This window comes from Paraburkholderia susongensis, from assembly GCF_900177725.1.
In the GTDB taxonomy this organism is placed as follows: Bacteria; Pseudomonadota; Gammaproteobacteria; order Burkholderiales; family Burkholderiaceae; genus Paraburkholderia; species Paraburkholderia susongensis.
On the sequence record NZ_FXAT01000001.1, the window covers coordinates 646,328 to 670,296 of the forward strand.

Genomic DNA, 23,969 nt, shown 5'->3' on the forward strand with positions numbered 1-23,969 from the left:
ACGTGGTGCCCGCGCGCCCTCGCCCAAATCACAACCCAAATCACTATCCTGTTGCATGGGATCGGAGACGCCACGATGCCCCCTACTTCCTCAGCCGACGTTGTCACGCGCGAATTGCGCGGCAAGGTGCTGCTCGTCACGATCGACCATGCGCCGGTCAACGCGCTATCCGCCGACGTGCGGCGCGGCCTGCTCGCCGCGATCGAAGCCGCCGACGCCGACCACGCGGCTGAAGCCGTGCTGATCGTCGGCGCGGGGCGCAACTTCATCGCCGGCGCGGACATTCGCGAGTTCGGCAAGCCGCCGGTGCCGCCGTCGCTGCCCGACGTGTGCAACCGCATCGAGGCGTGCACGAAGCCCGTGATTGCCGCGATTCATGGCGCGGCGCTCGGCGGCGGCCTCGAGGTCGCGCTCGCGGCGCACTATCGGCTCGCCGTCGAAGGCGCGAAGCTCGGCTTGCCCGAAGTGCAGCTCGGCCTGCTGCCCGGCGCGGGCGGCACGCAGCGCACGCCGCGCCTGATCGGCGCGCAGGCCGCGCTCGATCTGATCCTGAGCGGCCGGCATATCGGCGCGAAAGAAGCGCTCGCGCTCGGCCTGATCGACCGCATGGGAGAAAGCGGCGACGCGCTCGCCGAAGGGCTCGCGTACGTGCACGAACTGCTCGCCGTGCATGCGCCGGTGCGCCGCACCCGCGACGCCACCGCCTTGAGCGATCGCGCCGCGAGCCTCGCGGCGGCGGCCAAAGCGCGTGAGGAAACCGCGAAGAAATCGCGCGGTCTGTTCTCGCCGCTGAAGATCGTCGAAGCAGTCGAGGCCGCGATCGAGCAGCCTTTCGACGAAGGCCTGAAACTCGAACGCAAGCTGTTCCTGCAATGTATCGACAGCCCGCAGCGCGCTGGGCTGATTCACGCGTTCTTTGCCGAGCGCGAGGTGCTCAAGGCGCCCGAAACGCGCGATGCGAAGCCGCGTGCGCTCGACTCGATCGGCGTGGTCGGCGGCGGCACGATGGGTGCGGGCATCGCGGTCGCGGTGCTCGACGCGGGCCTGCCCGTGACGATGATCGAACGCGATGACGCCTCGCTCGCGCGCGGGCGCGCGCACGTCGAAAAGGTCTACGACGGCCTGATCGCCAAAGGCCGTCTCACCGCGGAGAAAAAGGCCGCGATCCTCGCTCGCTGGAGCGGCAGCACGTCGTACGATGCGCTCGCCCACGCCGATCTCGTGATCGAAGCCGTGTTCGAAGACCTCGGCGTGAAAAAGGCCGTGTTCGCCGAACTCGATCGCGTCTGCAAACCGGGCGCGGTGCTCGCAACCAACACGTCGTATCTCGACATCGACGCGATCGCGGCCAGCATCTCGCGCGCAGCCGACGTGATCGGCCTGCACTTCTTCTCGCCCGCCAACATCATGAAGCTGCTCGAAGTCGTGGTGCCGCGGCAGGTCAGCGCCGATGTGGTCGCCACCGCGTTCGAACTCGCGAAGAAGCTGCGCAAGACACCGGTGCGCGCGGGCGTGTGCGACGGCTTCATCGGCAACCGCCTGCTCGCCGTCTATCGCGCCGCCGCCGACGCGATGATGGAAGACGGCGCGTCGCCGTACCAGATCGACGCGGCCGTGCGAGCGTTCGGCTTCCCGATGGGACCGTTCCGGGTGATCGACCTCGCGGGCGGCGACATCGGCTGGGCCACGCGCAAGCGCCGCGCGGCGACCCGCAATCCGAACGCGCGCTACGTGCAGATCGCCGACCGCCTGTGCGAGCGCGGCTGGTTCGGTCAGAAGACGGGCCGTGGTTTCTATCTGTACCCCGAAGGATCTCGCAGCGGTGTGCCCGATCCGGAAGTCGAGGCGATCATCGACGCCGAGCGTCAACGCGCGGGCGTCACGCCGCGCAACTTCACCGACGAGGAGATCATGCGCCGCTACATGGCCGCGCTCGTCAACGAAGGCGCGAACGTCGTGCATGAAGGCATTGCGCTGCGCCCGCTCGACGTCGACGTGACCCTGCTGTACGGCTACGGTTTTCCGCGCTACCGCGGCGGCCCGATGAAATACGCGGACATGGTCGGCCTGCCGGCGATCCTCGCCGACATCCGCGAGTTCGCGAAGGAAGACCCGCTGTTCTGGCAAGCGTCGCCGCTGCTGGTTGATCTCGTCGCGCGCGGCGCCGATTTCGCGAGCCTGAACCAGGCGGGCTGAGTCCGTCATTCGATGTATTGCGGCCGGCGCCATAGGCGCGCCGGCCTGTTGAACACTTAGGGAAGAACTTGCGATGGATCTGAACTTCACTCCCGACGAAGAGGCATTCCGCGTCAGCGTGCAAGCCTTTCTGCGCGACAAACTCCCGCAGCGTCTCGCCGACAAGGTGCAGGGCGGGCGCCGCCTCACGCGCGACGACATGGCCGGGTGGCAGGCGATTCTCAACGCGCAGGGCTGGCTCGCGAACCACTGGCCGAAGGAATACGGCGGCCCAGGCTGGAACGCGGTGCAGAAATTCATCTTCGAGAACGAATGCGCGCTCGCGGGCGCGCCGCGCGTCGTGCCGTTCGGCGTCAACATGCTCGGCCCCGTGCTGATCAAATACGGCAGCGAAGCGCAGAAGCGCTACTGGCTGCCGCGTATTCTCGACGGCTCCGACTGGTGGTGCCAGGGCTACTCGGAGCCGGGCGCGGGCTCCGATCTCGCTTCGGTCAGGACGGCGGCCGTGCGCGGCAAGGACGCGCACGGCGAGCACTACATCGTCAACGGCCAGAAGACGTGGACCACGCTCGGCCACTACGCGAACATGATCTTCTGTCTCGTGCGCACCGCGACCGACGTGCGCAAGCAGGAAGGTATCAGCTTCCTGCTGATCGACATGAACACGCCCGGCGTCGAAGTGCGGCCGATCATCACGCTCGACGGCGAGCACGAAGTCAACGAAGTGTTTTTCACCGACGTGCGCGTGCCCGCCGAGAATCTCGTCGGTGAACAGAACAAGGGTTGGACCTACGCGAAATATCTGCTCACGTATGAGCGCACCAATATCGCGGGCGTCGGCTTCTCGGTGGCCGCGTTCAACCGCTTGCGCAAGATCGCCGCGAAACAGCGCCGCAATGGCCGCCCGCTTGCCGAAGACCCGGCGTTCGCAGCGCGTATGGCGCGCGTCGAGATCGATCTCGAGAACATGAAGACCACGAACCTGCGCGTGATCGCGGCGGTCGCGGGCGGCGGCGTGCCCGGCGCCGAGAGTTCGATGCTGAAGATTCGCGGCACCGAAATCCGCCAGGAGATCTCGTCGCTCACGCGCCGCGCGATGGGCGCGTATGCGCAGCCATTCGTCGAAGAAGCGCTGCACGAAGGTTTCGACGGCGTGCCGGTCGGCCCCGACGAAGCCGCGAGCGCCGCCTCGCTCTACTTCAACAATCGCAAGCTGTCGATCTTCGGCGGCTCGAACGAAATCCAGAAGAACATCATTTCCAAAATGATTCTCGGACTGTAAGAGGCGCACGTCATGAATTTTCAGCACACCGAAGACCGCCGCATGCTGGCGGACACGCTGAACCGTTTCGTCAGCGAACAATACGGCTTCGAGACGCGCGACCGGATCGCGCGTTCGGAGCAGGGTTTCAGCACGGAACTGTGGGGACGCTTCGCGGAACTCGGCATCATCGGCGCGTTGTTCGACGAAGCGAGCGGCGGGTTCGGCGGCGGCGGATTCGATATCTCCGTGGTATTCGAGAGCCTTGGGCGCGGGCTCGTCGTCGAACCGTTTCTCGATACGCTGATCGTCGGCCGCGCGATGGCTCGCAGCGGCAGCGAGGCGCAGAAAGCGGCGCTTGCTTCGTTGATCGACGGCTCGCGAATCGTTGCGCTCGCGCATGGCGAACCGGACAGTCATTACGAACTCGCTCGCGTGAGCGCGACGCGCGCGCAGCGCGATGGCAACGACAGCGGCAACGACAGCGGCAATGCGTGGAGCCTGAGCGGCGCGAAAGCGGTCGTTCAGCAGGGCGAGCACGCCGACGTGTTCCTCGTCTCGGCGCGCACGAGCGGCCATGACGATGCCGAAGCCGGCATCACGCTCTTTCTGGTGCCTCGCGATGCGGCGGGCGTGAGCGTGCGCGGCTATCGCAGGATCGATGGCGGACGTGCGGCCGAAGTCACGTTCGACAACGTCACGCTCGCCGACGACGCCGTGCTCGGCTCAGTGGACGAAGGCTTCGCGACGCTCGAATACGCGGTGAGCTGCGGCGTGCTTGCGTTGTGCGCTGAAGCGGTCGGTGCAATGGACGTCGCGAAGGATGACACGCTCGACTATCTGCGCACGCGCAAGCAGTTCGGCGTGCCGATCGGCAGTTTCCAGGCGTTGCAGCACCGGATGGCCGATCTGCTGCTCGAAATCGAGCAGGCGCGCTCGGCGGTCATCAATGCGGCCGCGGCGCTCGATGACGAGCGCCGCGCGCGCGAGCGCGCGGTGTCGGCGGCGAAGTACAGCATCGGCAGGATCGGCACGCTGGTGGCCGAGGAATGCATCCAGTTGCACGGCGGGATCGGCATGACGTGGGAGCTGCCGCTCGCTCATTATGCGAAGCGCCTCGTGATGATCGATCACCAGCTCGGCGATGAGGATCATCATCTGGAGCGGTTCGTGGCGTTGGGGGCTCAGTGTGCATCGGTGCGCACATGAGAGCGGCGATGAGATCCCTGCTTTTGGCGCTTACGCTCGTTAGCACTTCAGTGCTGGCGAGCGCCCCCGATCCGGTCGACGAAATCGCGCATCGAAGCGGATTGCCCGCAAGCGAGGTCAGCGCAGCGTTGTCGAACTGCGACGACAATCAAACCAACATGAATTTCTGTGCATGGCGTGATCAGATCGTCGCGGAACAGAAACTGGAGCGTGTCGTGGATGCGACGGCGGGCTCGTCGGCGGCCTGCAAAAGCACGCTGGAAAAAAGGATCGCCGCGTGGAGAAAACGCCGCGACGCCAACTGTTCGAAGTCGGCCGCCCGCGAATGGGGCGGCGGTTCGATGCTGCCCACCGCAGTCGCGATGTGCAAAACAGCCGAGACAGAGCGCATGAGCAAAGCGATCAAGTCCGCGAAGTGCAGATGATCGACGCGGTCGCGATCCGCGCCTACCCTGCCAATTCCCGATGCAATGCCGTGAATTCCTGCGTGAGCTTATGACGCGGATCGTAGTGAATCATCGGCCGCGCGTACTGATGAGACTCACGAATCTTCACTGACGACGACAAGCGCGAGTCCAGCACCGGCAGCCCCTCGCTGATGAGTTCCTCGACGAGTTTCAGCGGCAGGCTTGCGCGCGGCTGAAACTGGTTGATGACGATCCCCTCGACTTCGAGTGCGGCGTTGTGGTCCTGCTGAATCTCCTTGACGTTATCGAGCAGCGCGTAAAGCGCACGGCGCGAAAAATCGTCACAGTCGAACGGGATCAGGCAACGCTCGACCGCAATCAGCGCGGAGCGCGTATAGAAATTCAACGCCGGCGGCGTGTCGATATAAATCGCATCGTACGCATCGAGTTCGTTGAGCGCATCGCGCAATTTATAGATCTTGTAGCGCGATTCGAGCTTGCCGTGCAGAACCTCGAGATCGGGATGCGAAGGCATCACGTCGAGATTCTCGAACGGCGTCGGATGGATGAAGGTCGAGACGGGCGTCGGCCTGAAGCTGAAACTCAAAGCCGTTTCGAAGAAGTCGGCCACCCCGGGCTTGAGATCCCTCGCCTGTTCGCCAAGCAGATACTGGCTCGAGTTGGCCTGCGGATCGAGGTCGATGACGAGCGTTCGCCGGCCTTCGGTGGCGCTGATGGCGGCGAGGTTGCATACGATCGTCGACTTGCCGACCCCACCTTTCTGATTGAATATCACGCGCCGCATAGACCTCGATCCCTTTTCACGAATTCCCGAAGCGCACAGCTTACTCTAGTGACATGACAGCGCGAATAGGCGGCTGGGAAAAGCAACACAGCAAACGGGCAAGAAAAAAGGACCTACGGCTTGCACCGTAAGTCCTTGTTTTCTTTGGTCGGGGCGAGAGGATTTGAACCTCCGACCACCTGCACCCCATGCAGGTACGCTACCAGGCTGCGCTACGCCCCGAACAGAAGAAAAATTATAACAGACACTTTATTCGATTAGAACCGCCCCGCACGAACAAAGCGAAGGGCAGCACAAACTAGTGGCCCAGCAGGTCGATCACGTTCTGCAGTTCCTTGCGCAACTGCTCGACATCCACCGCACTCGTTACCGTGGCCGATGAAGCCGCCTGCCCTGCCACACCCTCGCCTTCCCCCGCTGCAGCCTCTTCATTCTGCGCGACGCCACCATGCGCATCGAGCCGGTTGCGCGCGCCGTTGATCGTAAAACCCTGTTCGTACAGCAACTCACGAATCCGCCGGATCAGCAGCACCTCATGATGCTGGTAATACCGGCGATTGCCGCGCCGCTTGACCGGCCTCAACTGCGTGAACTCCTGCTCCCAGTAACGCAGCACGTGGGGCTTCACGCCGCATAGTTCGCTCACCTCACCAATGGTGAAGTAGCGCTTCGCCGGAATCGGAGGCAAGACGACTTTTTCGATCGTCGCTGTCATCTTCGGTTAGCCGTGATGGGTTGCGCGGAAAGCGCGCCAGTCGATCAGCGCGCGAAGCTCGCCTCGGCGCCGTTCTCCACCAGCGCTTTCAGCTTTTGACTTGCATGAAACGTGACAACGCGGCGTGCGGCGATCGGAATCGCCTCGCCAGTCTTCGGGTTTCTACCGGGACGCTGGGGCTTGTCGCGCAGCTGGAAGTTGCCGAACCCGGACAGCTTCACGCTGTCGCCGCTTTCGAGCGCGTCGCGGATCACCTCGAAGAACGCTTCGACCATGTCTTTTGCTTCCCGCTTGTTGAGCCCGACGTTGTCGAACAGCAACTCGGCGAGTTCTGCTTTGGTGAGCGTCGGCGTTTCAGCGGAAACAGCGCCAGGTGATGTCGGAATATCTCGAATCATGGCACTACGTTGCGCCGTAAGAAGGGCTTCGAAATCACTCGAGTTCATTTCATTCATATCTATCAAATGGCGCGCCAAGCGTAAAACAATGGATGCGGAAACAGCCATGCAATTGTTAAATACGGATTATCCGCGCAACCGTGCGCCATAGACTCGAGCCAGACGTTCCACAAGAGTTTGAATAGCCAGATCGACTGTTTCATCCTGAAGGGTTCCGCCAGTATCTTGCAAGGTCACACGGAACGCAAGGCTTTTCTCGTGCGCGGCCAGGCCACCGGAAGTATTTGATTTTGGACGAAATTCGTCGAAAAGCGCAACCCTCTGGACACTCCTGCAAGCGGGCTCGGAGAGGGCGTTCTGAAGCTCGTCGAGGAGCGCCTGGACCTCGATTTTCTGATCGACGACCACCGCGATATCGCGTCGAACCGGCGGGAATTTCGATACTTCCGACGGAACCGGCAATACTCGCTGCATTAATGCTTCAGCTTCGATTTCAAACAGAATCGGCGCATGCGGCAAATCATATTTCTGCATCCAGCGCGGATGCAATTCGCCAATCCAGCCTGCCGCGCGGCCATTCAATTCGATGCGCGCGCTGCGTCCGGGATGCAGCGCCGGATGCTCGGCCTTCACGAAACGCGCGAGCGCCGGGGCCACCAGCGCTTCGAGATCGCCCTTCACGTCGAAGAAGTCGACGGTGCGCGCGGGCGCGCCCCACTGCTCTTCGAGCGCGGGACCATAAGCGAGCGCACCGATCATCTTCGGCTGAGCGAAACCTTCGACGGCCAGTTCGCCGGCCTTGATCGACGGATCGTGGAGGAACACGCGGCCGGCTTCGAACACGCGCACGCGGTCCGCGGCGCGGCGATTCAGGTTCGTGCGCAGCACGTGGATCAGGCTGCCGAACAGCGTCGTGCGCATCACCGACAACTGGCTCGCGATCGGATTGAGCAAACGCACCGGGTTGCTGTTGCCCGCGAAGTCCTGCTCCCACTCCGCGTCGACGAAGCTGAAGTTCACCGTTTCCGCGTAATCGCGCGCGGCGAGCGCGTGACGGATCACGTGGATCGAGCGTTGCGTTTCGTTGGTCGCGCGCATTTCGCTCGTCGCGACGGGCGGGTGCGCCGGAATCTTTTCGAAGCCATAGATACGCGCGACTTCTTCGATCAGGTCCTCTTCGATCTCGATGTCGAAGCGGTACGACGGCGGCATGACCGAGAACGTATCGCCGTCGCGCTCGAACGAAAGGCCGAGGCGCGTGAAGATCTGCGCGATTTCATCTGCGCCGATCTCGACGCCGATGATGCGGTTCGCGCGTGCAACACGCATCTTCACGGGCGCGCGCTTCGGCACATTGACGATCTGGTCGTCGACCGGACCGGCTTCGCCGCCGCAGATGTCGAGGATCAGTTGAGTGATGCGCTCGATGTGCTCGACGGTCGTCGCATAGTCGACGCCGCGCTCGAAGCGATGGCCCGCGTCGGTCGAGAAGTTGTACTTGCGCGAGCGGCCGCGAATGCTATCGGGCCACCAGAACGCGGCTTCGAGATAGATGTTGGTGGTGTCGAGCGTGACCGCGGTGCTGTCGCCGCCCATGATGCCCGCAAGACTTTCGATGTGCTGCTCGTCGGCGATCACGCCGACCGTTTCGTCGATCTCGACCGTGCTGCCATTCAGCAGCTTGAGCGTTTCGCCCTTGCGGCCCCAGCGCACGTCCATGCCGCCGTGGATCTTGTCGAGATCGAACACGTGCGACGGGCGGCCCAGTTCGAGCATCACGTAGTTCGAGATGTCGACGAGCGCGGAGATGCTGCGCTGGCCCGAACGCTCGAGCCGTTCGACCATCCACTGCGGCGACTTCGCGCGCGCATTGACACCGCGAATCACGCGACCGGAAAAACGGCCGCACAGATCAGGCGCGGATATCTTGACGGGCAGCGTTTCGCTGAGCTTCACGTCGGCCGGCTTGATCTCGAGCGGACGCAGCGGCGCGCCGGTGATCGCCGACGTTTCGCGCGCGACACCGAACACCGACAGGCAGTCAGCCTTGTTCGGCGTCAGCTTGATTTCGAAAACCGTGTCGTCGAGGTTGAGCGTCTCGCGGATGTCCTGGCCGATCGGCGTATCTTCCGGCAGGATCAGGAGGCCGCTATGATCTTCGGAGAGCTTCAGCTCGCGCGCCGAGCACAGCATGCCCTGGCTTTCCACGCCACGCAGCTTCGACAGCCTGATCGCGAACGGCGCACCGCCCTCTTCGGCCGGCGGCAGTTGCGCGCCCACGAGCGCGACCGGCACCTTGATGCCGGGCGCCACGTTCGGCGCACCGCACACGATGTTCAGCGTCGCGCCGGTGCCGGCGTTGACCTGACATACGTTGAGCTTGTCCGCATCCGGGTGCTTAACGACTTCCAGCACCTGACCGACGACGATCTTCGAGGTCGGCGGCGCGGCCGGCCGCAGGTCTTCGACTTCGAGACCCGCCATCGTCAACGCGTGCGACAGCTCCTCGGTGGTCAGTTGCGGATCGACAAAAGTTCTGAGCCAGGATTCCGGAAATTGCATGGTTCTGTGTACGTTCTGATCAGGTTAGGTCCACGTCCGGCGTGTGCTTCGTGTCACTCGGTGGCATTGCGCCGGGTTCATCGTGCACTGCCGGGGACGCTCGCGGCATGCACCGGGTGCGATGCCGCGCTCTATGCTTGTCGCGCTCACGCGCGCCGGTTCACGCGAATTGACGCAGGAAACGCAGGTCGTTTTCGAAGAACAGGCGCAAGTCCTGCACGCCGTAGCGCAGCATCGTGAGGCGCTCGAGGCCGCTGCCGAACGCAAAGCCGATGTAGCGCTCCGGGTCGAGACCCATGTTGCGGATCACGGTCGGGTGAACCTGGCCCGAACCCGAAATTTCGAGCCACTTGCCGGCGTTCTTGCCCGTTTCGAACAGCATGTCGATCTCTGCCGACGGTTCGGTGAACGGGAAATACGACGGACGGAAGCGCACGAGGATGTCGTCGCGCTCGAAGAATTTTTTCAGGAAGTCGGTGTAGACACCCTTCAGGTCCGCGAAGCTGATGTTCTCGTCGATCCACAGGCCTTCGACCTGGTTGAACATCGGCGAGTGCGTCGCGTCGCTATCCACGCGGTACGTGCGGCCCGGCACGATCACCTTGATCGGCGGCGTGTTGGTGCGCGCGTAGCGCACCTGCATCGGGCTCGTATGCGTGCGCAGCAGCAGCTGACGGCCATCGGCGTCTTTGCCGTCGACGTAGAAGGTGTCCTGCATCGAACGCGCCGGATGGTTTTCCGGGCTGTTCAGCGAGGTGAAGTTGTACCAGTCGGTTTCGATTTCGGGGCCGTCGGCCACGTCGAATCCGATCGTACGGAAAATCTGTTCGACACGCTCCCATGTGCGCATCACCGGATGCAGGCTGCCCGCGCTGGCGCCGCGGCCAGGCAGTGTGACGTCGATCGCCTCGGCGGCGAGGCGCTGGTTCAGGAGCGCCTCGGCGAGCGCCTGGCGGCGTGCCGTCAGCGCGGCTTCGACCTGTTGCTTGACGAGGTTGATCCGTGCGCCTTCGGTCTTGCGCGTTTCGGGATCGAGTTTGCCAAGGCTCTTCAACAGCTCGGTCAGCGCACCCGCTTTGCCGAGAAAGCGGGCTTTCTCGTTCTCGAGCGTGGTGACGTCGGAGGCTTCTGTGAAGGCTTTTTGCGCGTCGGCGACAATCTGGTCCAGATCCATTGATCCCATCATTTCAACGTCAGTGTTCTATCGAAACAAAACTGGTTCTACCAACAAAAACGGGGCTCGGTGAGGAGCCCCGTTTTTGTTGCAGCGTCACCGGGACTACCGGATGTTCGCTGCAACGAACCACGCAGTTTTAATTGCCAGAAGCGCAATCAGGCTGCAACGGCGGCTTTCACCTGCTGAACGATCGCAGCAAAAGCAGCCTTGTCGAACACAGCCATGTCGGCCAGCACCTTGCGGTCGAGTTCGATCGAAGCCTTCTTCAGGCCGTTGATGAACACGCTGTACGTCATGTCGTGCTGACGCACCGCCGCGTTGATACGCGTGATCCACAGTGCGCGGAACACACGCTTCTTGTTGCGGCGATCGCGGTAGGCGTATTGGCCTGCGCGCATGACCGCCTGCTTGGCGATGCGATAGACGTTATTGCGACGGCCGCGGTAACCCTTGGCCAGCTTGATGATCTTCTTGTGACGGGCCCGTGCGGTAACCCCACGTTTTACTCGAGGCATGTTTCGCTCCTATGAGTGTCGGTTAAGGGTTAAGCGAACGGCAGCATTGCGCGAACGGAGTTCAGATCGGAATCATGAACTGCCGTGGCGCCGCGCAGATGGCGTTTGTTCTTGGTGCTCTTCTTGGTAAGAATGTGACGCTTGAAGGCCTGACCGCGCTTGACGGTACCGCCCGGACGCACCACGAAGCGCTTTGCAGCGCTCTTCTTGGTCTTCATCTTCGGCATGACAACTCCATTATTAGATGGACATGGGTGTGCGGTCGGCCAGATGGCCATTTCCCGCCCTTCGAAACCCATTCCACTTGGTATGCAGACCGCCGATACCGCCAGCGGCCGCTTTTCGGGAACCGCCGCGCACTTGCATGCGCGCCGCCCCAAAATCTTCCGACACCACGCCGGACATCCGGCACAGCATCATGCAAATTTTCGCCAGCGGAGCGCGCATCACATGATGCGCCACCGCTCCGGCCAACTGCCTTGCGCTTACTTCTTTTTCTTCGGAGCGAGCACCATGATCATCTGGCGCCCTTCCATTTTCGGCATCTGCTCGACCTGACCGACTTCGTCGAGGTCGGTGCGCAGGCGCTCGAGCATGCGCATGCCGATTTCCTGGTGGGCCATCTCACGGCCACGGAAACGCAACGTGATTTTCGTCTTGTCGCCGTCTTCGAGGAAGCGGATGAGGTTACGCAGCTTGACGTTGTAATCACCGTCGTCGGTACCCGGGCGGAATTTGACTTCCTTGACCTGGATGACCTTCTGCTTGAGCTTGGCCTCGTGCTGCTTCTTCGCTTCCTGATACTTGAACTTGCCGTAGTCCATCAAACGGCAAACCGGCGGAACCGCTTGCGGGGCGATTTCGACCAGATCCACGTCCTGCTGTTCCGACAGGCGGAACGCATCAGCAAGTTTCACGATGCCGAGCGGTTCGTTCTCGACGCCGACCAGTCGCACCTCGGGTGCTGTAATTTCACCGTTGATGCGGTGCGCAGACTTATCAGTAGCGATGTTACGTTTCCTCTAAAAATTAAAAAAAACGAGCCGGGCTGCCAAGTGGCTCAGTTGAACGACTGCACGTCCTGGCGCAGACGCTCAATGAAGGCGCCGACGGGCATTACACCCAGATCGACACCACCACGGGCACGCACGGCTACCGTTTGGGCTTCACGCTCTTTGTCGCCGACCACGAGCAGGTACGGGACCTTTTCCAGCGTGTGCTCCCGTATTTTATAGCTAATCTTTTCGTTGCGCAAATCGGCCTCAACTCTAACCCCTTGTTTTTGCAACGATTGGGCTAAAGACTGCGCATATTCGAGCTGGCTTTCCGCGATATTCATGACGACGACCTGCATCGGCGCGAGCCACGCGGGCATTGCACCAGCATGGTGCTCGATCAGAATACCGAGGAAGCGCTCCATCGATCCGACGATTGCCCGGTGCAGCATGATCGGACGCCGGCGGCTGTTGTCCTCGGCGACGTATTCAGCGCCAAGACGCTCCGGCAGCACCATGTCGAGCTGCAACGTGCCGCACTGCCACGAGCGGCCGAGCGCGTCCTTGATGTGGTACTCGACCTTCGGGCCATAGAACGCGCCTTCTCCCGGCAACTCTTCCCACGTTACGCCGCAGGCCGTCAACGCCTCGCGCAGACCCTGCTCCGCACGATCCCACGTTTCGTCCGTACCGGCACGCGCATCGGGACGCAGCGACAGCTTGATGTCGACATTGTCGAAACCGAAATCGCGGTAGACGCTCATCGCCAGCGTGTTGAACGCGATCGATTCGCTGATGAACTGATCTTCGGTACAGAAAATATGCGCGTCGTCCTGCACGAAGCCGCGCACGCGCATCAGGCCGTGCAGCGCGCCCGACGACTCGTTGCGATGACACGAACCGAACTCCGCGTAACGCAGCGGCAGATCGCGATACGAGCGCAGACCGTGGTTGAACACCTGCACGTGACCCGGACAGTTCATCGGCTTGATCGCGTAGTCGCGCTTTTCCGATTCCGTCGTGAACATGTTTTCACGATAGTTCTGCCAGTGGCCCGACGCTTCCCAGAGCGAGCGGTCCATGATCATCGGCGTCTTGATCTCGAGGTAGCCCGCGTCGTTCACGCGCCGGCGCATGTACTGCTCGACCTGCTGCCACAGCGTCCAGCCGCGCGGATGCCAGAACACCATGCCCGGCGACTCGTCCTGCATGTGGAACAGGTCGAGCTGCTTGCCGAGCTTGCGGTGATCGCGCTTCTCTGCTTCTTCGAGCATGTGCAGGTACGCTTCCTGGTCTTCCTTTTTGGTCCAGGCCGTGCCGTAGATGCGCTGCAACTGCTCGTTCTTCGAATCGCCGCGCCAGTAGGCGCCCGCGACCTTCATCAGCTTGAAGACCTTCAGCTTGCCGGTGGACGGCACGTGCGGGCCGCGGCACAGATCCGTGAAGCCGCCATGCGAGTACAGCTTGATTTCGTCGCTAGCCGGAATCGACTCGATGATTTCGGCCTTGTACTTCTCGCCGATGCTCTTGAAGTACTCGACGGCTTCGTCGCGCGAAACCACGCGGCGCGACACCGGTTCGTCCTTCTTCGCGAGTTCCTGCATGCGCTTTTCGATCTTTTCGAGATCTTCCGGCGTGAAAGGACGGCCGTAGGAGAAGTCGTAATAGAAACCGTTGTCGATGACCGGACCAATCGTGACCTGCGCCTCCGGGTACAGATCCTTCACCGCGTACGCAAGCAGGTGCGCCGTGGAGTGGCGAATGATATCGAGACCGTCCGCATCCTTTTCGGTGACGATGGCAAGCGCCGCGTCGCGATCGATCAGCGCGGACGTATCGACGAGCTCGCCGTCGATCTTGCCGCCGAGCGCAGCTTTCGCGAGGCCGGGACCGATCGAGGCGGCCACTTCGGCAACGGTCACCGGATGTTCGTACTGTCGAACAGAACCGTCAGGCAAGCGTATCGAAACCATTGCGTTCTCCGTGGTGCCGACTGGCGGCGGTGCATACAGGCAGATCAAAAGACAAAAAAAATGCGGCCCCGCTTTCGAGGGGCCGCATTCACATTTCTTGCAAACTACACTGGCGAAAGTGGTCCTCGACTAGCGTCGCTCCGAAGTAGTTTCGGTCAACGTTCGCGGTGCCATAACCGTTTCGCCCTTTTTGCGCCAAAAGCGCTTACTGCAGTTTGCGAAACCCCGGCGAGACCAGAGTTTCTTTTTCGTTGGTAGGCTCGATTGGACTCGAACCAACGACCCCCACCATGTCAAGGTGGTGCTCTAACCAGCTGAGCTACGAGCCTGAAGAAACGAGATTATATGGAGCCCCACGAAACTTGGCAAGTCTTTTATGTGAAGACTTTAAATCAGCTTTTGCGCGACGCGCGCATCACGCCCGTCACTTCGCCGAGCAGCGTGCACGCGCGCTGAATCTGCGCGGCGCTCGACACCTCGACGGTGAATTGCATGAACGCAGCGTTACGGCGCGTCTGCGTCTTCACGCCGATCACGTTCATCTTTTCCCGTGCAAACACTTCGGAGATATCGCGCAGCAAGCCCTGCCGGTCCGTCGCCTCGATACTGAGGTCGACCGGATAGACCGACTGGCCGCGCCCGCTCATCACATCGGCCGACCATGCCGTCTGCAGCACGCGCTCCGGCGCGCGCTCGGCCATGCGCCGGAACGTCGCGCAATCGCTGCGGTGAACCGACATGCCTTTGCCGCGCGTGACGAAGCCGCTGATATCGTCGGGCGGCGCCGGCCGGCAGCAGCGCGCGAGCTGCGTGAGCAACGCGTCGACGCCGACCACGAGCACACCCGTGGACGCGCCGCGCGCAACGCTCGCACCGCTGCTGCGCTTCTCGAATTTCTCCGGCGCGTCGACCTCGGGCTCAGGCGGCGGCGCATCCTGCAGCGCCTGCTCGATGAGCCGCAGGCTGAACTCTTCCTTGCCGACCACGGAGAACAGATCGTCGGTGGTCTTGAAGCCAAGCCGCGCGGCCAGCTGATCGAGATTGACCGAGGTCTTGCCCTCGCGCTGCAAGGTCTTTTCGACCGTCGCGCGTCCGTTCGCAATGTGCTCCTGCAGATCGACCGCGTTGAACCACGCGCGCACTTTCTGCCGCGCACGCGCGCTCTGCAGATAGCCCAGCTGTGGATTGAGCCAGTCACGCGATGGACCGCCCTCCTTCACCGCCACGATCTCGACTGTCTGGCCGTTCTGCAATGACGTGTTGAGCGGCACCATCGCACCATCGACACGCGCGCCGCGACAGCGATGCCCAAGCTCGCTATGCAGGTGATACGCGAAATCGACCGGCGTCGCGCCGTGCGGCAACGGAATCACGCGCGCCTGTGGTGTCAGCACGTAGATGTGATCGTCATCGAGCGTGGCCTGACGCAGTTGCTCCCACGGCTGCGCCGCGCGCGCGTCGCCATGCTCGCCCTCGGACACCTCGTCCTTCCAGGCGAGCAACTGACGCAGCCATGCAATCTTCTCGTCGTACTTCTCGTTCGCGGCGAACGTGCCGCCGTAACCGCGCGTGCCCGCTTCCTTGTAGCGCCAGTGCGCGGCCACGCCGTACTCGGCGAAGCGATGCATTTCCTGCGTGCGGATCTGCACCTCGAACGCGCGGCCGTCGTCGCCGATCACGACCGTATGCAGCGATTTATAGCCGTTCGGCTTCGGCCGCGAGATGTAGTCGTCGAACTCTTTGGGCACCGGCTGCCACAGATTGTGCACGATACCGAGCACGGTGTAGCAGTCCTTGATGTCCGGCACGATCACGCGGAATGCGCGCACGTCGTAGAGCTCGGCGAAGTCGAGCTCCTTGCCGCGCATCTTGCGCCAGATGCTGTAGATATGCTTCGGCCGGCCACTCACTTCCGCGCGGATATGCGCCGCGGCCAATTCCTGCTGCAGGCGCTCGATCGCCTGCGCGACATAGCTCTCGCGCTCGACGCGCTTCTCGTCGAGCAGCTTCGCGATGCGCTTGTAGGTGTCCGGCTCCTCAAAGCGGAACGCGAGATCCTCGAGTTCCCACTTCAGTTGCCAGATACCGAGACGGTTGGCGAGCGGCGCGTAAATATCGAGCGTTTCGCGCGCCACGTCGGGCGAAGGCGTGACTTTCGCCGCCGCGTAATAGCGCAGCGACTGCAAGCGTGACGCGAGACGAATCAGCACCACGCGAATGTCTTGCGCGAACGCGAGCAGCATCTTGCGCAGCGCCTCGACCTGGGCCCGGCGCGCGGCCTGCGCATCGCGCCCCGCTTCGGGAATCGCGTTTTGCGCCGCGCGCAGGCTGACCGTGCCGAGGCGCAGCAGCTTGCGCACGTCGCCGACCAGTTGCGCGACTTCTTCGCCGAAGTTGTCGGCGATCACGCGCTCCGGGTCGCGCAGATGCGGCGTCAGCGCAAACAAAGCCGCCGCCAGCACCGCCGGCGGATCGACGTTGAGCTTGCGCATGATCGACGCGGTGCCCGCCGCGTGATCCGCCAGCAATTCGCCCGACGACAACCGCACCTCGCCCGCATGCTCGCGCACGAACGCCATCGCTTCGTCGAAAGAAGGATAAGGATGAGGCGCGTTCGTAACGGTTTCGGTATTCATGGTGCGACGGCCCGCCGGGCGAGACGAATCAACGGGAATTCAACAACGGTGATGCTTGACGGGTGCGGCTTAGCTGCGCTGCGCCGCGACCACGACGATTTCGACGAGGCACTTCGGGTTGGCGAGCTTCGCCTCGACGGTCGCGCGCGGCGGCGTCGCGCCTTGCGCGACCCACTCGTCCCACACCGCGTTCATGCCGGCGAAGTGCACCATGTCCGAGATGTAGATCTGTACCGACAGCAGAAGCGACTTGTCGCTGTTCACTTCGGCCAGCAGACGGTCGATGTGGCCGAGCACTTCGCGCGTCTGGCCGGTGATGTCCTGATCCGTGTCTTCGGCGATCTGTCCCGCGAGGTACACGGTGCCGTTATGCACGGCGATTTCCGAAAGACGCTTGCCGACGTGGTGACGAATGACTGCCATGAAAAATCCTGATCTGGTTGGTTGATCGAAAAGCATTCCGCGCGGCAATTCCCGCCGGAAATGTCACGAGGAACTTAATATTATGACGCGTTCGCGGCCGCGCCGACGAAGAACGCCCTCGCAATCGCGATCTGGTCGTCTGCGAGAAACGCGGGCGCATGCCCGACACCGGGAATCTCCACGCTCTCTACCGCGCGCCCGCTTGCCACCATCTTCGCGACGGTTTCGCGCGACAGCAGATCGGATTGCTCGCCGCGCACGACGAGCACCGGCCCCTGGAACGACGCGAGCGAATGCCACAGCGCCGCCTCGCCGAGCTTCACCGCTTCCTCGGTCACCGCGGCAAACGGCTGCGCGATGCGCGGGTCGTACCGCAACACCCAGCCGCCTTCTCCCTCGCGTAGAAGCGGCGTATTGATTTCGCGCCATTCGTCCGGCGTGAGCGGACCAAAGCTTTGCGCGAGCTGCGCGGCATAATCGACGCCCTGCTGCAGCGTTGAGAAGCTCACGGGCTTGCCGAGGTAATCGCCGATGCGCTGCACGGCCACCGGCTCGAGGTGCGGCCCGACGTCGTTGAGCAGCAGCTTGCGGATCGGCGTTTCCGGCAGACCAGCGAGCGCCATGCCGATCAGGCCGCCCATCGAGGTGCCGAACCAGTCGAGCGTTTCGACATCGAGCCGCGCGATCAGTGTGACCATATCGGCGACATACTGCGGCACGGCATACAGGTTGGGGTTCGCGAGCCACGACGACAAGCCGCGGCCGGCCACGTCCGGACAAACCACGCGGTAGGTGTCGGCGAACTGCGCCGCGAGGCGGTCGAAATCGCGCCCTGAGCGCGTGAGGCCGTGCACGCACAACAGCACGCGCGGATTGTCCGGATCGCCCCATTCGGTGTAGGCGATGCGATGCAGGCCGGCGGCGCTCGCGCACTGCACGTAACGTTGACGCGGCTCGGAGAGCCCGATGGCAGAAGAGGAAGTCGTTGCGGTCATCTGAGGTCCTTGCAGAAGCGCTGCGGATCAGGGGCTCGTGGACGGCAAAAATACGCCGGGAAACCAGCCGGAATACGGCGGAAATCGGGAAGCGTTCAAGCTGTCGACGATTGTAAACCGCTTCGCCGCGCGGCAAGGATTAGCCAGAAGGCGTAGGACGGCCGGATCGGGAACGGATCAGAGGCAGAACAATTCAGCGCGCATCAAACAGAACGGGCGAGACTCACGTCCCGCCCGCCCGGAAACCGCGTGGCCGCCGCCTGCTCACATGAGCCGCACGGCAGCCTTCACGATCAAGCTCAGCTCACCGCGCTCACATCGAGCGGCGCGCCGGTTTTCGCCTTGATTTCCTCGACGCTCACACCCGGCGCCAGCTCGGTCACCTTCAGGCCGTCATCGGTCACTTCGATCACGCCGAGGTCGGTGATGATCTCGTCGACCACGCCGACGCCCGTCAGCGGCAGCGTGCACTCTTCGAGAATCTTGTGCTGGTCGCCCTTCGCGACATGCTCCATGAGGACCACGACGCGCTTGACGCCTGCGACCAGATCCATCGCGCCGCCCATGCCCTTGATCATCTTGCCCGGGATCATCCAGTTGGCGAGATCGCCCTTCTTGCTGATCTGCATCGCGCCGAGAATCGCGAGATTGATGTGGCCGCCGCGAATCATCGCGAACGAATCGGCCGATGAGAAAATCGACGAGCCCGGCAGCGTGGTCACGGTCTGCTTGCCCGCGTTGATCAGGTCGGCGTCGACTTCGTCTTCGGTCGGCGACGGGCCGATGCCGAGCAGGCCGTTCTCCGACTGCAGCCATACTTCGACGCCCGGCGGCACATGGTTGGCGACGAGCGTCGGCAGGCCGATGCCGAGGTTCACGTAAAAGCCGTCCTGCAATTCCTTCGCCGCGCGCGCGGCCATTTCCTCACGAGTCCATGCCATGATCAGTCTCCTTTCGCGCGGACGACGCGTTGTTCGATGCGTTTTTCCGGATGCGCATTCAGCACGATGCGTTGCACGAAGATGCCAGGCGTGTGGATCGCGTCCGGATCGAGCTCGCCCACTTCGACGATCTCTTCCACTTCCGCGACAGTGATGCGGCCCGCCATCGCGCACATCGGATTGAAGTTGCGCGCGGTGCGGCGATAGATCAGGTTGCCGGACTTGTCGGCCTTCCATGCCTTGACGAGCGCGACGTCGGCGGTCAGCGAATGTTCGAGCACGTATTGGTTATCGCCGAACTGGCGGGTTTCCTTGCCTTCGGCGATCAGCGTGCCGTAGCCGGTGTTGGTGAAGAACGCGGGGATGCCCGAGCCGCCCGCGCGCAGCTTCTCGGCGAGCGTGCCTTGCGGCGTGAATTCGAGTTCGAGTTCGCCAGCCAGGTACTGGCGTTCGAACTCCTTGTTCTCGCCGACGTACGACGAGATCATCTTCTTGACCTGGCGCGTTTCGAGCAGCAGGCCGAGGCCGAAACCATCGACGCCCGCGTTGTTGCTGATGCAGGTGATGCCCTGCACCTTCGAATCGCGCAACGCCGCGATCAGCGCCTCAGGAATGCCGCACAGCCCGAAACCGCCGACGGCGAACGTCTGTCCGTCCTTGACGATGTCTTTCAGCGCCTCGGCGGCGCCTGGATAGACCTTGTTCATCAGTATGTCCCTTCCTTTATGGAAACCCGAAACCGGATCGTTGCGGCCGGCATCGCGCATGGCGAACTTCGCGCCGCCGGGCGATATCGCTCCGTCATTCTAGTCATCCGCGGCAGCGTGCGTGTCGAACGTTGCAGGCCACGTGCTCAAATGCCTCGGGCCGCCGCCGCGCCATGCGCCGCGTTGTTGCGCCCCGTTGCCGTCTGCCCAAAAGGGTACGCTCGCCGCGCCATACGGCACAATACGCAAAAATACATAAGTACTTACCACCCGCTCATGCCCGCCCTCGATTACCGCACCGCGTTTCACCTTGCCCCGATCGGACTCGTGCTGTCGCGCGAACGGATCATCGAGGACTGCAACGACGAACTCGCATCGATTTTCGGCTATCCGCGCGAGGCGCTGCTCGGCCAGTCGTTCCAGGTACTGTATCCGTCGGCCGATGAATTCGAGCGGATCGGCGCGCGCATTCCGCCGATCATGACCGCGCACGGCAGCTATACGGACGACCGCATCATGAAGCGCGCGAACGGCGAATTGTTCTGGTGCCACGTGACAGGCCGCGCGCAACAGCGCTCCGACCCGCACGCGGCGGGCGTCTGGACCTTCGAGGATCTGAGCGCGACGCGGCGCGTCGCGGTGGAACTGACGCCGCGCGAGCGCGAAATCGCCGCGCAGCTGGTGACGGGCAAGACCAGCAAGCAGATCGGCCGCGTGCTCGATATCAGCCCGCGCACGGTCGACGTGTACCGCGCGCGGCTCATGCGTAAATACGAGACGGGGAATGCGACCGAGCTGCTGCAGCGGCTGCTCGGGAATTGAGCAAGGGAATCGGATCGAAGCGCGCTTTCACGCAACGCCGTCAGGGCTTCCTGACAAGCGCCGCACGCTCAATGAGCTCGCGCAGCGAATCAGGCACCGGCACCGACTTGCCCGCCGCATAGTCGATCCACACGCAGCGCGCGGCGCCCCGCGCGTAGAGCGTGTCGGGCTCGTCGGCGCGCAGGAGCTCGAATGCCGTATCGAAGCTGCTGCGCCCGGGCGTCGCCACCGACATCCGGCCGATCACATCGCCCGGATAGTGAAGCTGCTTCAGAAACTCCATCGATGCATTGACGATGACCGGCCCCTGCCCGTTGCCGCCGCCGAGAAAGTCCATGTGCTCGAACCACGAAATCCGCACCTGCTCCATGTAGCGGAAATAGACCGTGTTGTTCACGTGGCCGAACGCATCCATGTCACCCCAGCGAATCGGCATCGTCATTTCGAAAACTGCGTGAAAATCGCTCATTCTGTACTTCCGTTCTTCCTTTGCAGCCTCGCGTCGAAGCCTTGAAGCGCTGAAACCTTGAAACCTTGCAGGAGGCCCGCGGCCGGCGCGCTCATGCGAGCCCGAAGCCGTCGTCGGCGGCGATCACCGAGCCGTTGATGAACTGCGATTCATCCGCCGCGAGCAGCAGCAGGAGCCCGTCCAGATCTTCCGGCTTGCCGACGCGATGACGCGGCAGCATCGAGACGAGCTTCTGCCCCTGCTCGGTCGACCAGTGATGATGGTTGATCTCGGTGTCGATATAGCCCGGGCAGATCGCGTTCACGTTGATGCCGTGCCGCCCCCACTCGAGCGCCATCGCTTTCGTCATATGAACCACCGCTGCCTTGCTCATCGAATAGAGGCCGATTTGCGGCAGCACGCGCAGCCCCGCCATCGACGCGATGTTGATGATCCGGTACGACGGCTTCTGCGCGTTGTTGCCGCGCATGATCATGCGCTTGGCGACTTCCTGCGCGACGAAAAATGCACCGCGCGTATTCGTGTCGAACACGTATTCGAAGTCGGCGGGCGTGACTTCGGAGAGCTTCTGCGTGGTCGATACGCCCGAGTTATTGACGAGAATGTCGATCGTGCCGGCCTCGGTCTCCGCGTGCGCGACGGCCGACTTGATGCTCTGGTAGTCGGTCACGTCGAGCGACACGACGTGCGCCGCGCCGCCGGACGCCTCGATCTCCGCGCGCAACTCCTTCAGACGCTCGGTGCGCCGGCTCGCCAGCACGACCTTGGCGCCCGCCTGCGACAACACCTGAGCGAAGCGCTTGCCCAACCCGCTCGAGGCGCCGGTAATCAGCGCGACCTTGCCTTCCAGATTGATCGAACGGCCCATTGTCGTTCCTTGTTCGGTTGTAATGACAACTGCGGTTGACGGGGTTCGGCCGGACCGTCGCAGCGGTTCGATACCGTATCATTAAATAGAACGATCGTGCTAATCCTTATTCAATCAGGTTGCAGGCCGGGAGTCGATCGCCCACAATACGAACCCGAAAAAAGCATTCTAACGGTAAGAGGAGCATCAATGACCCCCGCAAGTCTCATTGAGCAGTACGGCCCGCGCGAATCGATGGAATACGACGTCGTGATCGTAGGCGGCGGCCCGGCTGGCCTGTCGGCGGCAATTCGCCTGAAGCAGCGCGCCGCCGAAAAAGGCGTCGAGCTAGGCGTGTGCGTACTGGAAAAAGGCTCGGAGATCGGGGCGCATATCCTCTCGGGCGCGGTGATGGACCCGCGTGCGATCACCGAACTGATTCCGGACTGGAAGGAAAAAGGCGCGCCGCTCACGGTCGACGTGACCGAAGACAAATTCCTGTTCCTGACGGAAACCGGCTCGAAGAGCGTGCCCACCTGGGCGTTGCCGGACAACTTCAAGAACCACGGCAACTACGTCATCAGCCTCGCAAACGTGACGCGCTGGCTCGGTCAACAGGCCGAGGCGCTCGGCGTGGAAATCTTCCCGGGCTTCCCGGCAGCCGAAGTGCTGTACAACGAAGACGGCTCGGTCAAGGGGGTCGCGACCGGCGACCTCGGCATCGGCAAGGACGGCGAGCCGACCGAAAACTTCCAGCTCGGCATGGAGTTGCACGCGAAGTACACGCTCTTCTGCGAAGGCGCGCGCGGGCACCTCGGCCGTCAGTTGAACGACCGGTTCAAGCTGCGCGATGGCGTCGATCCGCAGGTCTACGGCATCGGCATCAAGGAGCTGTGGGAGATCGATCCCGCGAAGCACAAGCCCGGTCTCGTCATGCACACGGCCGGCTGGCCGCTCGAAAACGACACGTATGGCGGCTCGTTCCTCTATCACATGGACAACAACCAGGTGGTGGTGGGCTTCGTTGTGGGTCTCGGCTATTCGAATCCGTATCTGTCACCGTTCGAGGAGTTCCAGCGCTACAAGACGCATCCGGCGATCCGCGCGATTCTCGAAGGCGGCAAGCGCGTGTCGTACGGCGCGCGCGCGATCACCGCGGGCGGGCTGATGTCGCTGCCGAAGCTGGTGTTCCCGGGCGGCGCGCTGGTCGGCGACGATGCGGGCTTCCTCAACGCCTCGCGCATCAAGGGTTCGCACGCGGCGATCAAGACCGGCATGCTCGCGGCCGACGCCGCATTCGACGCCGTGCAGGCCGGCCGCGAGGCCGACGAACTGACCGCCTATCCGGAAAGTTTCAAGACCTCGTGGCTCCACACCGAGCTGTATCGCGCGCGTAACTTCAAGCAATGGATGAGCAAGGGCCTCTACCTCGGCACGCTGATGGTCGGCATCGAGCAGAAGCTGCTGGGCGGCAACGTGCCGTGGACGCTGCATCATCAGCATTGGGATCACGAAATGCTGAAGCCCGCTTCGCAGTGCAAGCCGATCACGTATCCGAAGCCGGACGGCAAGCTCACGTTCGATCGCCTCTCCTCGGTGTTCATCTCGAACACGAATCACGAAGAGAACCAGCCCGCGCACCTGACGCTGAAAGATCCGACCGTGCCGGTCAACGTGAACTGGCAGACGTACGCCGGGCCGGAGTCGCGCTATTGCCCTGCGGCCGTTTATGAGTTCGTGAAAAACGACGACGGCAACGAGCGGCTCGTCATCAATGCGCAGAACTGCGTGCATTGCAAGACGTGCGATATCAAGGACCCGACGCAGAATATCGTGTGGGTGACGCCTGAAGGGGGCGGCGGACCGAACTATCCGAACATGTGAGCGGTGTTCGGGTGACCTTCGCGGCGCGTGGC

At 62.8% G+C, this 23,969-nt stretch carries 22 protein-coding genes and 2 tRNA genes; 6 read left to right on the plus strand and 18 right to left on the minus strand.

The annotated features are described in order from the left end of the window. The first annotated feature begins 75 nt into the window (after window positions 1-75). The 4 genes from B9Z01_RS02945 to B9Z01_RS02960 all read left to right on the plus strand — a co-directional run bounded on the left by B9Z01_RS02945 (window position 76) and on the right by B9Z01_RS02960 (window position 5,091). Window positions 76-2,196 carry a 3-hydroxyacyl-CoA dehydrogenase NAD-binding domain-containing protein gene (locus B9Z01_RS02945; RefSeq protein WP_085480746.1) on the plus strand — a complete coding sequence of 707 codons (2,121 nt, stop codon included), beginning with the start codon at window positions 76-78 and terminating at the stop codon, window positions 2,194-2,196. 73 nt (window positions 2,197-2,269) lie between these two features. Next, window positions 2,270-3,478, plus strand: a complete 1,209-nt coding sequence (locus B9Z01_RS02950; RefSeq protein WP_085480747.1) for an acyl-CoA dehydrogenase family protein — start codon at window positions 2,270-2,272, stop codon at window positions 3,476-3,478. 12 nt (window positions 3,479-3,490) lie between these two features. Beyond that, window positions 3,491-4,666 carry an acyl-CoA dehydrogenase family protein gene (locus B9Z01_RS02955; protein ID WP_085480748.1) on the plus strand — a complete coding sequence of 392 codons (1,176 nt, stop codon included), beginning with the start codon at window positions 3,491-3,493 and terminating at the stop codon, window positions 4,664-4,666. Next, window positions 4,663-5,091: a lysozyme inhibitor LprI family protein gene (locus tag B9Z01_RS02960; RefSeq protein WP_338047348.1), complete on the plus strand. Its 429-nt coding sequence runs from the start codon at window positions 4,663-4,665 to the stop codon at window positions 5,089-5,091. The genes B9Z01_RS02955 and B9Z01_RS02960 overlap by 4 nt, the downstream gene beginning before the upstream one ends. A 22-nt stretch (window positions 5,092-5,113) precedes the next feature. On the opposite strand, the gene B9Z01_RS02965 is transcribed toward B9Z01_RS02960, so the two are convergent. The 16 genes from B9Z01_RS02965 to B9Z01_RS03045 all read right to left on the minus strand — a co-directional run bounded on the left by B9Z01_RS02965 (window position 5,114) and on the right by B9Z01_RS03045 (window position 19,915). Then, window positions 5,114-5,878, minus strand: coding sequence for a ParA family protein (locus B9Z01_RS02965; RefSeq protein WP_085480750.1), 765 nt, complete (start codon window positions 5,876-5,878; stop codon window positions 5,114-5,116). 145 nt (window positions 5,879-6,023) lie between these two features. Beyond that, a tRNA-Pro gene (locus tag B9Z01_RS02970) sits at window positions 6,024-6,100 on the minus strand. Between the two features lie 76 nt (window positions 6,101-6,176). Then, window positions 6,177-6,593, minus strand: coding sequence for a MerR family transcriptional regulator (locus B9Z01_RS02975; protein ID WP_085480751.1), 417 nt, complete (start codon window positions 6,591-6,593; stop codon window positions 6,177-6,179). Window positions 6,594-6,637: 44 nt separating this feature from the next. Next, entirely contained in the window at window positions 6,638-7,048 is a 411-nt protein-coding gene (locus B9Z01_RS02980) for an integration host factor subunit alpha (protein ID WP_143808830.1), read from the minus strand. Between the two features lie 69 nt (window positions 7,049-7,117). Continuing rightward, a complete protein-coding gene (gene pheT / locus B9Z01_RS02985; protein WP_085480753.1) occupies window positions 7,118-9,553 on the minus strand; it encodes a phenylalanine--tRNA ligase subunit beta in 2,436 nt (811 codons plus the stop codon). Window positions 9,554-9,713: 160 nt separating this feature from the next. Next, window positions 9,714-10,727: a phenylalanine--tRNA ligase subunit alpha gene (gene pheS, locus B9Z01_RS02990; protein WP_085480754.1), complete on the minus strand. Its 1,014-nt coding sequence runs from the start codon at window positions 10,725-10,727 to the stop codon at window positions 9,714-9,716. Between the two features lie 158 nt (window positions 10,728-10,885). Then, the gene (rplT, locus tag B9Z01_RS02995) at window positions 10,886-11,245 is read right to left on the minus strand and encodes a 50S ribosomal protein L20 (RefSeq protein ID WP_006052502.1); all 360 of its coding nucleotides are present in this window, start codon (window positions 11,243-11,245) and stop codon (window positions 10,886-10,888) included. A gap of 29 nt (window positions 11,246-11,274) precedes the next feature. Further along, the gene (gene rpmI, locus B9Z01_RS03000) at window positions 11,275-11,472 is read right to left on the minus strand and encodes a 50S ribosomal protein L35 (protein WP_085480755.1); all 198 of its coding nucleotides are present in this window, start codon (window positions 11,470-11,472) and stop codon (window positions 11,275-11,277) included. A gap of 258 nt (window positions 11,473-11,730) precedes the next feature. After that, window positions 11,731-12,255, minus strand: a complete 525-nt coding sequence (infC, locus tag B9Z01_RS03005; protein ID WP_085480756.1) for a translation initiation factor IF-3 — start codon at window positions 12,253-12,255, stop codon at window positions 11,731-11,733. A gap of 50 nt (window positions 12,256-12,305) precedes the next feature. Then, window positions 12,306-14,213: a threonine--tRNA ligase gene (gene thrS / locus B9Z01_RS03010; protein WP_085480757.1), complete on the minus strand. Its 1,908-nt coding sequence runs from the start codon at window positions 14,211-14,213 to the stop codon at window positions 12,306-12,308. Between the two features lie 252 nt (window positions 14,214-14,465). Further along, a tRNA-Val gene (locus B9Z01_RS03020) sits at window positions 14,466-14,542 on the minus strand. A 63-nt stretch (window positions 14,543-14,605) separates the two neighbouring features. Beyond that, complete coding sequence (locus B9Z01_RS03025; protein ID WP_085480758.1) at window positions 14,606-16,849, minus strand: RelA/SpoT family protein; 2,244 nt, start codon at window positions 16,847-16,849, stop codon at window positions 14,606-14,608. Between the two features lie 69 nt (window positions 16,850-16,918). After that, the gene (locus B9Z01_RS03030; RefSeq protein WP_085480759.1) at window positions 16,919-17,272 is read right to left on the minus strand and encodes a RidA family protein; all 354 of its coding nucleotides are present in this window, start codon (window positions 17,270-17,272) and stop codon (window positions 16,919-16,921) included. An 80-nt stretch (window positions 17,273-17,352) separates the two neighbouring features. Continuing rightward, window positions 17,353-18,267, minus strand: coding sequence for an alpha/beta fold hydrolase (locus B9Z01_RS03035; RefSeq protein WP_085480760.1), 915 nt, complete (start codon window positions 18,265-18,267; stop codon window positions 17,353-17,355). A gap of 299 nt (window positions 18,268-18,566) precedes the next feature. Then, window positions 18,567-19,208: a CoA transferase subunit B gene (locus B9Z01_RS03040; protein ID WP_085480761.1), complete on the minus strand. Its 642-nt coding sequence runs from the start codon at window positions 19,206-19,208 to the stop codon at window positions 18,567-18,569. A 2-nt stretch (window positions 19,209-19,210) separates the two neighbouring features. Then, window positions 19,211-19,915 carry a CoA transferase subunit A gene (locus B9Z01_RS03045; protein WP_085480762.1) on the minus strand — a complete coding sequence of 235 codons (705 nt, stop codon included), beginning with the start codon at window positions 19,913-19,915 and terminating at the stop codon, window positions 19,211-19,213. 276 nt (window positions 19,916-20,191) lie between these two features. Here B9Z01_RS03045 and B9Z01_RS03050 point away from each other — a divergent pair, with 276 nt between their 5' ends. Then, window positions 20,192-20,737: a LuxR C-terminal-related transcriptional regulator gene (locus B9Z01_RS03050; RefSeq protein WP_085480763.1), complete on the plus strand. Its 546-nt coding sequence runs from the start codon at window positions 20,192-20,194 to the stop codon at window positions 20,735-20,737. A 40-nt stretch (window positions 20,738-20,777) separates the two neighbouring features. Here the strand turns inward: B9Z01_RS03050 and B9Z01_RS03055 are convergent, their stop codons facing one another. Beyond that, window positions 20,778-21,206: an acyl-CoA thioesterase gene (locus B9Z01_RS03055; RefSeq protein ID WP_085480764.1), complete on the minus strand. Its 429-nt coding sequence runs from the start codon at window positions 21,204-21,206 to the stop codon at window positions 20,778-20,780. A gap of 91 nt (window positions 21,207-21,297) precedes the next feature. After that, the gene (locus B9Z01_RS03060) at window positions 21,298-22,074 is read right to left on the minus strand and encodes an SDR family oxidoreductase (protein WP_085480765.1); all 777 of its coding nucleotides are present in this window, start codon (window positions 22,072-22,074) and stop codon (window positions 21,298-21,300) included. 189 nt (window positions 22,075-22,263) lie between these two features. On the opposite strand from B9Z01_RS03060, the gene B9Z01_RS03065 reads away from it, so the two are divergent. Beyond that, window positions 22,264-23,937, plus strand: coding sequence for an electron transfer flavoprotein-ubiquinone oxidoreductase (locus B9Z01_RS03065; RefSeq protein ID WP_085480766.1), 1,674 nt, complete (start codon window positions 22,264-22,266; stop codon window positions 23,935-23,937). The last annotated feature ends 32 nt before the right edge of the window (window positions 23,938-23,969 follow it).